This is a genomic window from Paenibacillus sp. J22R67, assembly GCF_059692175.1.
The window spans coordinates 226,302-243,478 of record NZ_JCAUAX010000008.1; the positions used below are offsets into that span (position 1 = coordinate 226,302).

Sequence of the window (17,177 nt, forward strand, 5' to 3'; positions counted from 1 at the left end):
AATTCTTGGATGAACGAAATCAAGAGCTCCGATTGACTCTTGATTTCGTTTAAATCTCTATTTATCTTAGTACTTACGGTTTGGCAGAGCGTCAATCGCTTTTTGACCTGAGAATACATCTTCATTGGATTTAATCCATTTTGGAACCTGTTTTCCTGCTTTCAGATCTTTAGCTGCTTGGAACAATTGAGGTCCGAGAAGCGGGTTACACTCAACAACCGTATTCAGCTTGCCTGCTTTAACTGCTTCGAAAGCTTCTTTGATACCGTCAATGGAGACGATTTTCACGTCTGTACCTGGTTTTTTACCAGCCTCTTCAATCGCTTGAATCGCTCCAAGTGCCATATCGTCGTTATGAGCGTATACGCCTTGAATATCTTTACCTTCTGGGGATTTCAAGATCGCTTCCATCACTTGTTTACCTGTTGCACGGTTGAAATCACCGCTTTGCGATTTCACGATTTTAATGTTCGGGTGATTTTTCATTTCGTCGTCAAAGCCTTTTTTACGATCGGTTGCTGCGCTCGCACCAACTGTTCCTTCCAGCTCAACGATATTTCCTTTGTCGCCAAGGTGCTGAGCCATTGCTTTTGCCGCATTTTGTCCTTCTACGATAAAGTCAGATCCAATGAAGCTTGTATATAGATCTTCGTTCTTTTTGTCGATGCCACGGTCAACGAGGATAACTGGAATTTTGGCATCCTTCGCTTCTTTCAGAACAGCTTCCCAGCCTGTTTCTACGACAGGAGCCATAGCGATTACATCAACCTTTTGGGCGATAAAAGAGCGAATGGCTTTAATTTGGTTCTCTTGCTTTTGCTGCGCATCAGAGAACTTCAAATCGATTGTTGGATCAGCTTTTGCTGTGTCTTGAATGGATTGCGTTTCCGCACCGCGCCAGCCGCTCTCGGCTCCGATTTGGGAGAAACCAACCGTAATTTTACCATCTCCTGCTTTTGCTGCTTCTGCTGCCTTCGTAGCTTGAGGCGCTGTTGAAGCTGTTGTCGTTTCAGATGTTTTAGCCCCGCAGCCTGCGACCAGAGACATAATTACCGTTGCTGTTACAAGTGCCCCCATGATTCTTTTTCTTTGTACCATTTGTGTTCCTCCTCAAAATAATTATTTACAACCTTAGTGTAATATTTAACGTAGTAAAGGTCTTTACACGCAAAAGTCATTTTTTGCTTTATTCCGTCATACTGGATGGAAATCGCTAAAAAGGTTCGAGTTGCCATGCAGCATCGGGAGTTAGCGGTTGGAGCGGGAGGAACAATGGGCCATACCGAAACACCAGATCCAGGGGAACTACAGGGCGTTATTCTGGCTAAAATAGGCGGATTTGGCGCTGGAGGGGAACCACAGGGCCCTATTCGCTTGATGGAGCCGGCACTTCAACCAAAAATGGCGAGATAGCGGACTGTAGTTCCCCCTGCTGAATCAATTAGCTGTATTTTGGCCAATTAGCGGACCACAGTTCCCCTCCCGCGAACTCAAAGTGGGAATTGGGGCGAAAGCGAGCGCTAGGCGTCCCTCCCACGCCAAACAAAAAGTCCGGCCAAATGAATGGCCGGACAGTTTTGCTTATTGCATGATCGCTCTCGCAACAATGACAAGATCTGTAATATCTACTTTGTTATCCTTGTTGATGTCTGCTCGCTTCCCTGCAGCGTCCCAATCCGCGTCGCCTTGCTTCTTGCCATAGGCTGCCGCAACGATCGCTAAATCGCCCACGCTAAAGCCTCCGGTGTTAAGATCAGCATTGATCTTCTTCGCTTCAAAGGCAGTAACCGCCTCTGCCAGCCTGTCAATCGCAGCAATCAACTGCTCCTCCGTTGAGACGCTATTGCCTGCAACAAGCGCTGCTTGATCGATGGCTGCTTGCAGCGCCGCTTTGGCTCCCGGCGCATAGAAGCCATCTTGCTCAGCTTCAACGGCTTGATCATGTTTCGTTTGAGCCGAAGCGATAGCTGCCAATAGAGCCGCCTTGTGCCCCGTTGGATTGGCTGGCTCCTTAAGCTCGAGAATAAGCCTATCAACCTCTGCAAAGTTCGTCTTTTTGGTCAACTTAATCGTATTTATGCCCTGATTCAACGTTACTGATAGGAAAGACGGATTGTAACGTCCCCACCCGAATTGTTTGTAGTCAATAACTTGATTAGCTCCATTGTTGACAATAACATCGTGCTGGGAAATGACCGTGCCTCCCGTTCCGTTAGAGGCAATGACCGTCATAGCATAAGTTCCCGCTTCTTCTACGTTGACGTTGAATAAGATATAGTCGCTGCCTGCCGTGTCCACATAACCGACCACTTTGCCGCCAGATGCGTCATCTGAATTGTTGATTCTCGCGTTTCCGCCAAGATCAGCATCCTCCGCCTCGTAGCTGTACATGGAGATAGACGGTGTGCCAGACGGCTCTTGGACCAATGCGCCATAAGCGACTGGTGTACCAAAGTTTGGCGTGCCATCCTGGTTCCAAGTGAATTTTTGCGCACGAACGGTGCGATTCCCCCAGCTTCCGCCCGACTTAAGATCAGCATGGTAAACGATCCAATTCTCCGAACCATCCGGGGACTTCGTAAAGCTGTTATGTCCCGGACCAAATGCCCCCGGAGCTTTGCTGAACACGGGACCGGACTTCGTCCAAGAAGCAGGATTCAGCACATCACCATCCGTATTCGTCAACATGCCTAACGTATAATCATCCGTCCAGCTGCCGCTTGCTGAATAGACGATGAAGATTTTATCATCTTTCATCAAGATTTCCGGACCTTCATTAATGCTAGGCGGCGCCCCTATCAGCTCCCAAGCTTGATCAGGTGTGGACACCAGCACTCTAGGCCCGCTAATCGTCCAAGGATTGCTCATTGGAGCGATATATAAATTTTGACTTACATTGGTGTCGCCTTCCCAACCAGACCACACGAAGTACATCGAATTATCGCTTTTCGTTAAGACCGTGCCGTCAATAGCCCATTTATCTGTGGCATCTGCAATCTTTCCTTTCAACGTATAAGTCCCTTGCGCGTCTTGCGTATCACTTTCGATTACATACATACGGTGGTTATTATTGTTGCCATCATCCGCAGCGAAATAGATGTACCATTTGCCATTCAAATACTGAATTTCAGGCGCCCATAATTCCTTCGAATACATTTGTCCAGTAGGCGGTGTATAGACCGTTACGCGAGGCGCGATCCCGATATCCTGAAGGCGTTTGGCTTGCGCCACTTGAATTAAACCGTCATTCTCGGATTTCACATAATAGTAGTAGCCATCCTTAAATATAACGCTCGGATCTGCTGAACCCGCACCGCTTGAAACAGGTACGATCGGATTTTTGAATGTACCGCTATCCGAAACCGTTACTACGGCAGAAGCTTTCACGCCTCCCGCTGCCGTAACCGTAATGGTCGCTGTTCCTTTGTTAATCCCTTTCACGTATCCGTTGCTATCAACTCTTGCGGTACCTGTATGGCTGGAACTCCACGTTAGCTGCTGACTAGAAGCGTCTTCAGGCGCGATCGTAGCCGTCAGTTTTTTCGTTTCGTCCACCTTGACAGTTAACGTTGCCGCATCCAAAGTAACAGACTGCACGCTTTTCCCTGAATAAACAGGCGTTAAGGCTTGTTTGCTTAAATTGGCATGAGACCATTTAACATGCAAACTTGCATCACCAGTTGCATGCACATACTCAACTTTAACAGGGTATTGTTGTCCAGCTGTTAATGAAATTGTTCCGCTTTTTTCTTCTCTTGTACCGCTTGTTTTATTAACGACCAGTGTCTCGCCAATCCACACTCTAGCGATGTTGTCGCTATCCACGTAGATCGTATGCGCTCCTGTATTCGCAGGCTGCACAGTCCCCATCCATCGTGTGGAGAAATGGTCTTCGCCGATACCGACGGTTGGATCGGAGGCTCCTGTACCCTTCTCATCTCCAAGGTCAAAATCAATTTTTGGCGTGATGGAGGATTTGGCTAACGATGCGAATTGATCATCTTTGAAATAGTTTACGTTGAATACAGGCAGCGTATCGTAAGCAGCGCCTGTCAAAGCCTTAATATCGTTCACATCCCAAGGATGCCCATCTGGATAAGCTATCCCATGGAAAGGCATAGCCGGCTCTGATGTCATTGGATTCGTGTCCGACCCCCAAGGGAAACGTGTGTTATCTCGGCCGATACCGAACTCCCACATGACGTAGCCAATGCCTTTATTGCCATAGTGTTCCACAATGCCAGGGACGGTTTGTGTCGATCTGTTCATCGCTTCATCCGCAAGAATTCCTTTACTAATTCCGTAAGGCGTTGGATAATCCGCCTCATAAGGATGCCAAGTAATGAAGTCTGAAGTAGCTTCACCACTAAATTGGCCGGCTGTTGAAGACACCGGGTGTGCCGTATCGATTTCTTTGATCCAAATCCGCGCATCGTTCATAATCTGCTTCGTCATTTGATCCATGAGGCCGCTCTCGCCATTACTTGGTTCATTATAAATGTTCCAGAAGGAGATTCTCGGATCGTTCTTATGGGCAGTCACGATGCCTTGCACGTAGGCTTTCAAATCTTGTTTATTAGCCGCATAGTCGGCTTTCACAGCATCACCCGGGCCTTCCACCCAACGACTGTTATGCGCGCCGTATCTAGGTGCCGGTTGAGGTCCCATGACCGGAAAGTCATCCCAGCAATCGTCGAAAAAGGCAAGCTCAACCTTGATGCCGTGTTTGTCGGCAAGGGCCAGGAAATCCTCCAGATTAGCAAGCAGCTTGGCGCTGTTATCTTTCCACAACAAGTTATGCACGAATACCCGCACAAAATTGATGCCATACATTTCCGCATATCCTAATTCACGATCGTTGATATCATGGTCATACTCATTCCATTGCTGAATCTGATTCACAACATTTGTTGGCACGAAAACCGCACCTTTTACCCAAGACCAATCATAGGTCGGCTGTTGAACCTCGCCCAAGTCTTTGACAAACAGATTGTCATAGCTGGTTGCAACATAGTGCGCTCTGACACCGATAGCACCCGTCGTGTAGGAGGTATCTACCGCACTAACGATATGCTCACCATCGATATAAATATCGATATGGCTGCCTACTGCCGTCACCTTCATATGATAGGCTCTATTTTGCTGGATCGGGTACAGAATGGAGGCAAGTTCTTTCCAGTTGTTGTTGAATTTGCCCAATTGAATGTGTCCATTAGAGGTGATTCCTGCAAAATAGCCCTTTAAATTATCTCCGCCATTACTAGGATCTGTAACGCGGAAGATTAAACCGGCATTATCGTTATTCACGCCGTCTTTCATGGTTATGTCAGCTTCGTATTCAAAATTGCTGAACGAAGTGCCATCCGCTACGGATTTGTACCCAGGGCCTTTATCCGTTACTTGATAGGCCTTGCCGGATACATTCCACGTGCCTTGGTAAGTCTTCCAGCCGCTGGCATTATCATCGTCAAAATCATCCGAGAAAGTACGGCTGACTAACGTAAACGTAGCGCTTTGCACCGCTGAATCGAGCATACCGCTTTTGGCAGCGTAAGCTTTCACCGTCGTTGTATCCGTCAAAGTAATAGGTCCACTGTAGATAGGTGATGCAGCTGTAGGCAAACTGCCATCCAAAGTGAAGTGTATATCAGCACCTGTTGTCGAGCTCGTCAACGTGACGATTTGTGTATTGGGAAAAGTGCCCGATGCTGGACTAATGACCGGCGCTGCAACTGGCAGCACAACAGTCGCCAACCGCTTCAAAGAGACATTGTCATAGGTAACCGCTTTATCGTCGTTCCATGCTCTCAGCCCAACAGTACCTGATGTATACGTTGCGTCTGTAAAATCGTAAGCAAGCTTGTCATTCACATAAATGTAAAAATGTGTCCCGATCCCGATCACTTTCAGATGGTTATAAGCATTCGGGTTGACACCGCTCACAACCGTTGAAGCGATTGCCGTCCAAGTGCCAGATGCACCTGCTGTACTCATTTTGCCGACTTCAAGCTTCCCGGCAGCGTTCATACCTACGTAGTACGCATTTACTTTATCTACCCCATCAGCAGGCGCCGTTGCTCGGAAAATGACTCCGCTATTATTAGCGACCGCATCCTGCGGGTTTACATCTACTTCAAACACAAAATCTTGATAAACCGCATCTACGACGGACTTCGCACCTCTTGGATTCACAGCCAAGTAGCTGTAGACACCTTGTGTTACCGACCAAGACGTCGGAGTGCCAGCTGCCGCTCCCATATAATTCGTCCAGCCATCCGCAGCACCATCGTTAAAATCATCCGTGAACACTTGCTCGCTCTCTGCGATGATATACGAGGACGTAACCACATCCGAAACCATTTCCCCAGCTTTTTCAGCATAGGCTTTAAGGATCGTGTCGGATGTTACCCCGATAGGTGACGTATAGACAGGTGAAGTAGTATTCGGCAGCGTACCATCAAGCGTGTACCGAATCGTCGCTCCTTCTGTCGCCGAAGTGATTGTAACGTGCTGCGCACTGTCATAAACTCCAGACGTTACACTGAATTCAGGTGCAGCCGTCGCTATAGCACTATACTCTTTTGCTTCAAGATTATCGAAGATTGCTCCGCCCCACCAAGTTCTAAGACCAATCGAACCGGAAGACGTAATCTGCTTACCGTCGTTATCGATAAAGTCAATCTTCGGTGTATGCATATCCTCAACAAAGATTTGAATGTGATTACCTACCGCGACAACTTTCATATGACCGCTCGAATAAGGATACGGTACTTTCTGTAATTCCTTATATTCATTGCCGCCTGCCCCAGTTACTCTGGAAAGCATAATAGTCTTGTCAACACGCAAAGCAGCGAAGTAGCCATTGTAGCCATCCGGCACGTTACCCGTTGGCGTTGTGACCCGGAACAAAAGCCCCGATTGATCATCATTGCTCCCTGCAACTTGGAGATCCGCTTCATAGACCAAATTTTTAAAGCTTGTGCTTCCCACTACCGTCTTTAAACCCGGTGCGCCAGTCGATTTATACTGCTTAGCTGCGTTGACAGTCCAAGTGCCTCTATTCCCCGCATCCGCTGACCCATAAGTTGTCCAGCCATCTGCATTGCCATCGTTAAAATCCTCTCTAAATACAGGCAATGGATCTCCTGCTGCCGCCGCCGAAACCGAAGCAACAGGCAGATACGAAACGGCCATACACAAGAGCAGCATATACGCCCATACTTGTCGAATCTGTTTGTTTTGAAAAGCAAATACTCTGTTCAAACGAAATCCTCCCCCTTAAATCACCTATGTAACCAAGCTGTGGTTATCTTAATCATGAAGGACAAAGCACTTTTTGTATTTAGATTATTTGGCATTCCTTTATACTTTTCAGACAAGAATCCTAAGAATCTAGCAGAAATCTGGCTAAGGCTTTACCCGAGGGAACTAGAGTCCTTTATTTAGAAAAAAAAGAGCTGTTTCCTCTCTGAGCGGAACTACAGGGTCTTATTTGTCCTCCAGAGCGCCTTTTTCAGGTGAAATCGGCAAAATAGCGGAACGCTGTTCCCTTACACGTAGAAAATGTGACTTTTCAGGAAAATAGCGGCCCACAGTTCCAGAAGGCTTCAAGTTATTACAAATAAAAAGACGTTCTGGACAGATCCACCTTGCGATCCGTCCAGAACGCCCCATCGTACGTCTATTGCAGAATTTTTTGCGCCATGATAGCTAAATCTTTAATGTCAATTTTATTATCGTCATACAAATCTAGTTGTTTATACTTCTCCCAGTCAGCATCTGCAGAAGACTTCCCATAGGCTGCAGCTAAAATGCCTAGATCCGCGATGGAATATTTGCCGTCGCCATTCGTATCTCCAGGGCTAGCAGGTATGACAGCCTCTAAGAATTTGTTTAATGCCTCGCGCAATGCCAAGATTGCTTGCTCAACTTCACCTTGTGTCGATGAAGCATGATCAGCCACTGCTTTCGCTTGACTAATCGCTGACCAGAAATCAGCTTTCGAGCCAACAGGGTACTGGCCTGGGCTTGTGCCTTCCGTTGCGGTTTGATGCTTATCTTGTGCCTGAGCAATCAAATTGTTCAAGGCCGCTTTGTCAACGACGGTAGCGATTTGCAAGCTGTGAGCAACACTTTCGAGTTGTGTTTCTACCCCTGACGCATCAGCTATAACAGCTTTCGTCAAAGTGATGTTTGTGCGGCTCGGTTGTGCAATGGATTGTGCCTTCCATTTCAGCTTCAGCAAGTGATCATTGATATTATCTGCTCCCAAATTGACCATAATGATGCGAATGTGACCAGGCGTTTGCAATTGATCTACAACCTTAAATCCTTCCTTCAATTCATCCACACCTACATATTCCACTAAATTAGGGTCGTAGGTAAAGTTCAAATCCTCAGCGTACACACGCTCAGTAACGCTTGTGAATCCTAGTTCAACATCAAACGATTCAGTCGCCTGAACTTCGGCAGGACCCGTCAAAGTCGCAGAAGCTGGAGTCGTTGGTTCTGTCACAGCGGCTTGCAGCGGTCTAACGACAATATAGTCCAGCTCGTAGAAACCGGTGCCTTTCATGAACGTGATCACGTTGGAGCCCTCGTTCAATTCGACTTCCACGGGGATCGCCATGAACCTTCCCCAATTTTGAGTGCCTTGGAGCTTGAGTGACTGTTCTTTGCCGTTTACTAGTATTTTACCTGTCGCAGCCGTAAAATCACTTCCATTGGCAAACCATATATCAACATTATAGGTGCCGGCTGCAGCAACTTGAATATCACCAAACTTCACATAACTATCCGCGTAGTCAATTTCACCCACATAGCTTTTACCGGAAGCATAATTGTTGTTTGTATTCACTTTCGCTTTGAACAGCTCGGCATGTTCAGCCTCATATTTGATGGATGCTACGGCATCCGGGTTCTCGGTCACTTCCGGGAAATAACTGACTCGCAAGTTCTCCGCTCCGAATGGAACCAGCGTAATGTTCTCCGTTGGCTCGGCCGAAAGCAACGGCCCAGTTGGCGGTTCGGATGCTTCTACATTATTGGCTGACTTGCCCCATGCAGGAATTTTCTTCGCTTTGGCAATCAGCTTGACTGGACTTGTCGCCTGGATGAACGGGTTCTCAGGCATAGGTCCCTGCACAACCTCAATGGATTCTTCCGGATGTTCACGGTCAATCAATAGCCCGTAGTTCCATGGTGTTTTGGAAAGCACACGGAACTGGCTGAACCCAAGCGCTGCGGCATTAAATCCTGGCGCTGCCGCAATTGGATTCGATTGTACTTGCCAATCTTCCTCCACTTGGAGAGAGAACACGAGTGGACCGCGTTCAATCCCGACAGAATTGTTCACCCACGTCGAAGTTTTCAGCTTCATAGGCACCGTTAGAACGACATGATCACCTGTCGCCCATGTTCTGTCGATCGTTAGGTATTCTCCAGCTTTCACAGCTGGTTGAACTTGACCATTCACCGTAACCGTCGGTTGATCCGCCCATGCCGGGATTCTTAATTTGAGTGGAAAACTTACGGATTCTGAAGTGTTTACCTCAAACCCAATTTGATCTTCAAACGGATAATTCGTTGTTTCTTCTACCGTTACATTAGCGTTCTTAATTTTGGTCGATACGCGGCTTGGGCCATAAGCAATGACGCCAAGTCCGCCATCATTCGTAGCTGCCCACATATTTTTCACAAAATACGGCCAACCCATATGCATATTAAAACGACAGCAAGGGAAGCCGGAAGTAGGTGATGGCATCATCCCGTTATCATAGTTTTGTTTGAAACCATGATCCGCTATATTGCTCTCCACCTGATTAGGCAATGAATAATACTGATGAAGCTTCAAGTCCTTATCCATTGCCCCAGGCAATGAATTGAAGGCAATTTTCTCAAGCGCATCACCAATGTGCGGATCTCCAAGAATCATAGCCGCCTCTTCATTACTTTGCATCCGCTCAGTAATCGCGCAGAGCTCTACTCCCTGCGTTGATGCGATACCAGCCAGCATCTCTGTCCCGGAAGGCATTCCCGTAATTTGTGTGTGCTTGTTCAAATTCGTAACGCCCGCTTGGAACGCATCACGATCCACGTTGTCGTGTGATCTTTGATAATAAACAGCCGGCATCTTAATCGCTTCATTCACGTTGACAGAATGGGTCGGTTGGAAGTCATTGCCGAAATTCTGGAAACCATCATTTGTAAACGTATCTATAATCGGATAACCTTGTTCAGCAAGTGTATCTGCCAATTGTAACAAGAATGCGTCATCTGTCCGGTTGTATAACCAAAGTACCGTATCAATGTTGTCGCCGACACGCACTTTGCCCCAATCTCTGAGTGGTCGTGCTGGTAATTGTGCGGCTTGATAATGGAAATAGTTGGTCATGAACGTAAGCACACGAGCATCATTCGTAGCTTCGTAGTAGTCCTTCATGACATAAAGCGCGACCATGCGAGGCCACCAGTCATCGCTGCTTTTGGGGCCAAAAGAACCGTCCGCTTGCTGGCTCGCCAAGATAGCTTCAATCCATTTCTGGGATTTTGCAATTAAATTCTGATCTTTCAATGTGTAAGCTAAAGGGACTAACCCCTTCAAATAATAGACTGGACGTTCCCAGTCCGAGTCTGGCGCTGTGCCGCCCAGCCAAGCAGCGTTGGTACTAAGTTCTCCGTATAAATCCTCGGCATATCCGGTTGCCCCGTCACGCTGAAGTTCAAGCTGCTTCAGCAGCCAGCCTTTGGCCTCAACTGAACCTAGCGGCAGCGGGATAAAAGGTGTTTGCACCAGCGGATCTTTATTCGCTACAGGTGAGGTGAATTCTTTGTCCGGCACCACATATTCGCTTGCGATTACATTATCGAAGCTCGGCTGTGCACGGTAACTTCTCAAACCAATTCCGCCTTTGGTATATTTCTGCGGGCTGTCGTCCGTATAGACGAGGACTGGCTTCTGTGAATCGTTGACATACACTTTAATATCATTCTGATAAGTGATGACCTTCATGTGATAGTAACGATTCGGATCGATGGTGTCGAATACTTTTACTTGCTTCAGAGGGGTCCAGTTATTGTTCATTCGTCCAAGGGTAACCTTGCCATCACCGCTTAAACCGGCATAGTAGCCCTGCACATTATCGGCCCCAGGTGTTGCGCTTTGTGTTTTAAAGAGAAGTCCTGCATCTCCTGTACCTGTGTCACTCGGCAGTTTAATATCGCTTTCCATCGTCATATCCTGGAATTCGGCGTCTTGAGCAAGCATTTTGTAACCGTCACCTTTATTAACCGTTATGGCTCCGGATTGCAATTTCCAGCTTCCATCCACCAGATTCCAGTGTTCAATCGTTTGTTCTGCCGGTGTATTGAAGTTATCTGATAACAACGTATCACCTCCCACGGATTTCACCACTATATTATCGTACGAAGGGATCGAATTGTACATCCGTACGCCAACACTACCTTGCGTGTACGTACTATCCGTTTGCTGCAAAACTAACACATCATTGACATATACATTGATTTGACTGCCTACAGCAGAAACTTTCAGATGATAATCCGTATTCGGATTAATCGTTACTGCCGAACGCTTTAATTCCGTCCAATTGTTGCTCATACGTCCGAGCATGACGGCCCCAGTTCCAGTTGCGCTAAGCCCTGCATAATACCCTCGCACATTATCAGCGCCTGGTGTTGCACTCACGGTTCGGAATAACAGGCCAGCGTCACCGTTACGATCAGCCACACGAATGTCAGACTCTATCGTAAAGTCGTTCATGTCATCCTTGTTAGAAATCGCCTTATAACCTTGTCCTTTCGCTACTGACAGTCGGCCAGCATCAATGGACCATGGGCCTTCAATGGCATTCCATGTATCATTAATCTTCATTTTATCAAAATGATCTGCAAAATAACCCGGTATTTTCTCCGCTTCCGCTGCTTGTACCGGATAGGGAGATAACATGGTCATATATAAAGCAAAAATAAGTAGTTGGACGATTACCGTTTTTCCTTTAAACACAGGACACCTCTTTTCCTAAAATAAATCAAACCTTACCTCATGCTCACATCAGCCACTTTTGTTATGTAGGTCGTCAGCCGTCAAGCTGTCTCCTCCTTTCTAAATAGTAGAAAGCGTTTAAGGCTCCGCAAGATGTTTAATCTTTTCTTCCAGTTCTAGCGGATCTACCATATGAAACGTGTCCAACACAAAGCCATTTTTATCGATTAGAAAAACAGTCGGCAGCGCATGAAGCTGATACAGATCAGCGGCATGTTTGTGCTCATCCAGTAGGATTGGATACTTGAGATTGTTCTGTTTGACGAATTTCTCGATATTTTCCGGTTTTTCTTCGGTGAACACGTTAATGCCAAGAAAATCAACCTGATTTTTATACTGCCCATACAGTTTACGCAGTGTAGCTACTTCAACCGAGCAGGCTTCACACCAGCTGGCCCAGAAATGAATGACAACCGGCTTCTCCCGTTTACCCCCGATCGTATGATACGATCCGTCGAGTGCTTTTAATGTAAAAGAAGGCGCCTCAACATCACCCGTTCCTGGTTTCTCCCCCGAGCTTGCCAAATTTACGATGCTCTCCAGCTTGTGGACATCCAATCGTTGCCCATCTCCGCCTGGACTAGGTTCCGTGCTCTTGTTTGCGAGATGCAGGTAAAATGGCAGGCAGCTTAGCAATATAATGCCAACTAGCACACTGATCATCTTCTTCATGTGAACCTCTCCCTGAACGTTGTTTACTCTGATTATATCCGCGTGAAAAAAGAGCGTCTTTACGCGATTAGGCGAAACTTTGCGCGATTCTGACAAAAGTTCAGGGCAAGGCACTGTTCCTCATAAAAAAAGCCGCCTAACCACAATAAATCCTGAGGTCAGGCGAACTTTACTAAACGTTTATTGCAAAATTTTCATTGCCAACGCTGCCAAATCGACAAGGTCTACGCGACCATCGTTGTTGATATCTGCTTGTTTGTATTTCTCCCAATCTGTGTCTTTCGATGTTTTACCATAAGCGGCTGCAACAATAGCCAGATCACCGATTGAGTATTTACCGTCACCATTCGTGTCCCCGGAATTTCCTGAAACGACCGACTGGATAAAGGTTTGCAGCGCTTCTTTCAGTTCAGCAACCGCTAGTGCAACTTGCGCATTCGTCGCATTCCCATCATTAGCAACAAAAGCAGCTTTGTCGATAGCTGCTTGTAGCAGCGCTTTGGCACCAGCAGGATACTGACCAACGGCTGTACCTTCTGTCGCACCGTCATGCTTGCTTTGTGCGCCAGCGATGAGCGTGTTCAGCTCCGCTTTGTCCACATTAGCAAGAATGCGAATGCTTTGAGTCGCACCATCCACGGCTGTTTCTACACCCTCTCCGTTTGCCAAAACAAGATTGGAAAGTGTAATGGTGCTGGTCATATCCTCTCCAGTAGCCTTTGCTTTCCAATGAAGCTTCAGCAAATCGCCATTCATGCTCGTACCGTCCAGATTCACTGTAATAAGACGGACTGTACCTGGTTCTACTTTCTTATCGACGATGTCTAAACCTCTTTTCACGCTTTCAGCGGATACAAATTCGAGCTGATTCGCATCATACGTAACGCTCAAATCTTCTGCATACACACTTTGCGTGACACTGTTCAAGCCAATTGTCGAATCAAACGATTCCCCGCTTGAGACCGATGCAGGTCCGGTTAACGACGCTGCCGGATCATTCACAATCGGGCCGACCGAGAAGTAATCGAACTTAGCCGGGATGGACGTTCCATCAGTTGCCGAGAAAGCGTAGAATCCAACTTTGGGATTCGTTAATTGTACCGTAACAGGGTCAGCAGCCTGCTTCCAGCTAGAGCCGTCCCAATAATAGGTCGTGTACACATTACCAACCTTACGGATTTGTAGGTACGATGTATCGTAGCCTGGATGTGCTGCCATATGACCCGCTTTGGTGTATGTGGCATTTTTCTCAAAAGCGGATTCCAGCGATTTACCCGTGGCGCCATCTGTATCCCACACATGCCCAAACTTCACATAATTATCTTCGTCCTGCCAAACGAGCAGCCCGGCTTGCTGGAAGTTTTTCCTTACTTGCGCATCTACCTTCGTAGTGATAACAAAATCACCGCTAGGCGCGTTTTGCAAAAAGGCATTTTTCAGCGTATTTGAGTTGCCAAAGCTATCGCCCGCGAGAGTCTGAATTGTTAGCTTGCCAGGAATGGTAGTCAGACTCCAATTGGCGTTATTTTGACGATAAATGCTCCAATTACTGTTTAACGTGGTGCTGTCGAAGTTATCCACCGTGGAACCTTTTGGAAGCGGATCGTTCACACCAGCGTAAACTTTTTCCTTCTCAGCCGTTAGGTCAGTAAGTGCTTGTTGGTAATTACTAGCGGTAGCCTGACTGTCTGCAAGTACCTGCTTAGCAAATTGAATGACAGCTTGGAACTGATCCACCACAGCTTGCGGATATTGGCCAGGCTTCGTACCTGCGCTAAGCTTACTGAAAAGCTGCTCAGCCTCTTGAATGCCGCTGGACAAATCGCCTGCTGTTACCGTACCGATTAACTCGCGGTGTGCTTTGGCGATCCGATCGAAATCGAGCTTTTCCACCTTGCGGTCATAAGAAAGCAAGCCGTTAATCTCATACTCGACGTCAGTGATTTGTGTATAGATCGCTGCGCTCAAGCCAGGATTTCCTTTGAGATTTTTCAATTGGTTGATGTAATCGATGTATTTATCGGTAATCTCTTTTTTACTTTTCATCTCTTGATACGAGAACACGAGCGGACTCCATTCATGTCCTGGCGTATGTAGACCAAGGCCTCCGTACTCCCCGAGCACAGCAGCACGTGTATCTGATGGCTTGGGTGAGTTCGGGGACGGATACGCGTGCATATCGACCAAGTCGCCTGCGCCGGAATCCTGCCAACCGCTTGCGTTATTAATTAGGCGCGTTGGGTCGAGGCTTTTCACATAATTGGTCGCATCCTTCGTCTGCTGTCCGCCCCAATCGAATTCGCCCCAGCCTTCATTGAAGACTGTCCATTCAATGATGGACGGTACACTGCGAAGCTGATCAACCATTTCCTTATATTCCTTAAGCCATTGAGTTTTCGCAGCTTGTGTAATATCGGCACCATGGTTGTTTTGACGATCCTCCAAGCTCGGCATATCCTGCCAAACCAGGACTCCTAACTTATCCGCCCAATAATACCAGCGGGCCGGCTCTACTTTAATATGCTTACGGATCATATTCATACCGATTCGTTTCACGGCTTGAATATCAAATTTCAAAGCATCTTCGGTCGGCGCTGTATAAATGCCATCCGGATAAAAGCCCTGATCGAGCGGCCCCATCTGGAACACAAATTTGCCGTTCAGCAGCGGTCTAGTAATACCGTCTACTTTCCCTAGCTTGATCTCCCTCATCCCAAAATAACTGTTAGCCTGATCGACAACTTGATCCCCGTTTTTCAAACGGACTTGTAAATCGTACAGAAAAGGATCATCCGGCGTCCAAAGCCTTGGATTCGGAACAGGAACCTGCAGCTCTGTGCCAGCCGGACCGCTGATTCTTCCTACTTCCTGACCGTCCTTCATAGCAATGGCTTCAACGGTCAGATTGTTAGCTGCTCCTGCAGGAACGGTTAATTTCAGCGTTTGATTCGTAAGATCAGGGGTCATATCCAGCTTTTCGATATGAGCCTGAGCGACAGGCTCCATCCAAACCGTTTGCCAAATACCGGAGACGGATGTGTACCAAATGCCTCCAAGCTTTTTCACCGTTTGCTTACCGACAGCTTGATCTTCCCCATTATCCGTATTATCCAGCACATGAACGATCAGTTCATTGTCGCCTGCTTTTAATTGATCGGTGATATCGAAGCTAAACGATGTGTAACCACCTTTATGCTCGCCGACCTTTGCGCCATTGACATAAACAGTGGTCAAATAATCGGAGGCACCGAAGTTCAACATCACACGCTGGCCATTCCAATCACTCGGAACCGTAAATGATCGCTTATACCACATCAGATTTTCTACACGTTTGATGCCCGAAAGTACCGACTCAGCAGCAAAAGGAACAACGATTTTCTCCTTCAACGTTTGCCCGGTAGGAAGCGCCTCACCGACCTTAGCCGATTGGAACTGCCATTCCCCGTTCAAATTCTGCCATTTATCGCGAACAAGCTGCGGCCTAGGATATTCAGGAAGTACATGCTCCTTATCTACTTGGCTGGCCCATGGCGTCGTGATTTGATAGGTAGAGTCGTTTTTCAGCATTTTATCGAATGCCTGGACCACTCTTCCATCCTGATCCTCAAGACCGCCTTGCCCGTCATAGCTCGCTTTAACTAACCAAACATCTTTCGAATATACCGGATACTGGAAAGTAACCACGATAGTGCTGCTGTCGCCTTGTTTGAGCGCTGCCGAAGCGATCGGCCAGTTGGTGCCCATTACATTCACGTTAAAATGATTAACGAAACCTTCTGGAAGCGATTGCAAAGGTTTATCCAGTTTAACCTCAGCCGTGGCACCATCAACAGCTACACTTCCCCCGTAAGAGAAACCGCTTGGCGGAGTAAAGGCATCCGTCGGAATGGCTGATTTCGGTACAGAAGGACTCGACCATCGCATGTGGAAGTTAGACCCGCCATTATTTTCGAAATACTCAACCTTAATCGCATATTTCTGTCCGGCAACCAGCGGAATTGGCGCTGCTACCTGCTCCTTATCCCAATCGTTGACCCAATGATCAATGACCAGTTTGTTGTCAATCCAGAGCCGGAAGCCATTGTCCCCACTGATTGAGAACGTGTAATCTTCGGAAAACTGGGGTTCAATGAACCCGCTCCAACGTACATTCACATTATCCTGCTGACCGGTTAATATCCCAAACGCTGGTTCCAAATTGCCGAAGTCCAAATTGGGATCAAGTACCGTTGATTTTAACGTGCCAAAGTTAAACTGCGGAGAACCCAAACCTGTAAAGTACTCACCTTTTAAGCCATGAACGACAGGTTCGTTCGCCACTTCCGCAGCTTGTGCTTGAAGGGTCATGAGCGGAGCCGTTGAAATCGTACCGAATGCACAAGCGGCAATAAGCAGCTTATTAAACGTCTTCTTTAACTTCATCCTATTCTAGCCTCCTGATAAC

Annotated in this window: 6 protein-coding genes; 1 reads left to right on the forward strand and 5 read right to left on the reverse strand. The window is 47.1% G+C overall.

Annotated features, from left to right (window positions below; translation table 11 throughout):
* Window positions 1-66: 66 nt before the first annotated feature.
* Window positions 67-1,098: an ABC transporter substrate-binding protein gene (locus AC58VC_RS26815; RefSeq protein ID WP_497373105.1), complete on the reverse strand. Its 1,032-nt coding sequence runs from the start codon at window positions 1,096-1,098 to the stop codon at window positions 67-69.
* Window positions 1,099-1,203: 105 nt separating this feature from the next.
* On the opposite strand from AC58VC_RS26815, the gene AC58VC_RS26820 reads away from it, so the two are divergent.
* The gene (locus AC58VC_RS26820; protein WP_497373107.1) at window positions 1,204-1,413 is read left to right on the forward strand and encodes a hypothetical protein; all 210 of its coding nucleotides are present in this window, start codon (window positions 1,204-1,206) and stop codon (window positions 1,411-1,413) included.
* Window positions 1,414-1,581: 168 nt separating this feature from the next.
* Here the strand turns inward: AC58VC_RS26820 and AC58VC_RS26825 are convergent, their stop codons facing one another.
* The 4 genes from AC58VC_RS26825 to AC58VC_RS26840 form a co-directional block, all read right to left on the reverse strand.
* Window positions 1,582-7,263 (reverse strand): family 43 glycosylhydrolase, encoded by a 5,682-nt coding sequence (locus tag AC58VC_RS26825; RefSeq protein ID WP_497373109.1) that lies wholly within the window; start codon window positions 7,261-7,263, stop codon window positions 1,582-1,584.
* Between the two features lie 418 nt (window positions 7,264-7,681).
* A complete protein-coding gene (locus AC58VC_RS26830; protein ID WP_497373111.1) occupies window positions 7,682-12,022 on the reverse strand; it encodes a 3-keto-alpha-glucoside-1,2-lyase-like domain-containing protein in 4,341 nt (1,446 codons plus the stop codon).
* A gap of 117 nt (window positions 12,023-12,139) precedes the next feature.
* The gene (locus AC58VC_RS26835) at window positions 12,140-12,733 is read right to left on the reverse strand and encodes a TlpA family protein disulfide reductase (protein ID WP_497373113.1); all 594 of its coding nucleotides are present in this window, start codon (window positions 12,731-12,733) and stop codon (window positions 12,140-12,142) included.
* Window positions 12,734-12,913: 180 nt separating this feature from the next.
* A complete protein-coding gene (locus AC58VC_RS26840) occupies window positions 12,914-17,155 on the reverse strand; it encodes a PA14 domain-containing protein (protein ID WP_497373115.1) in 4,242 nt (1,413 codons plus the stop codon).
* Window positions 17,156-17,177 lie beyond the last annotated feature (22 nt).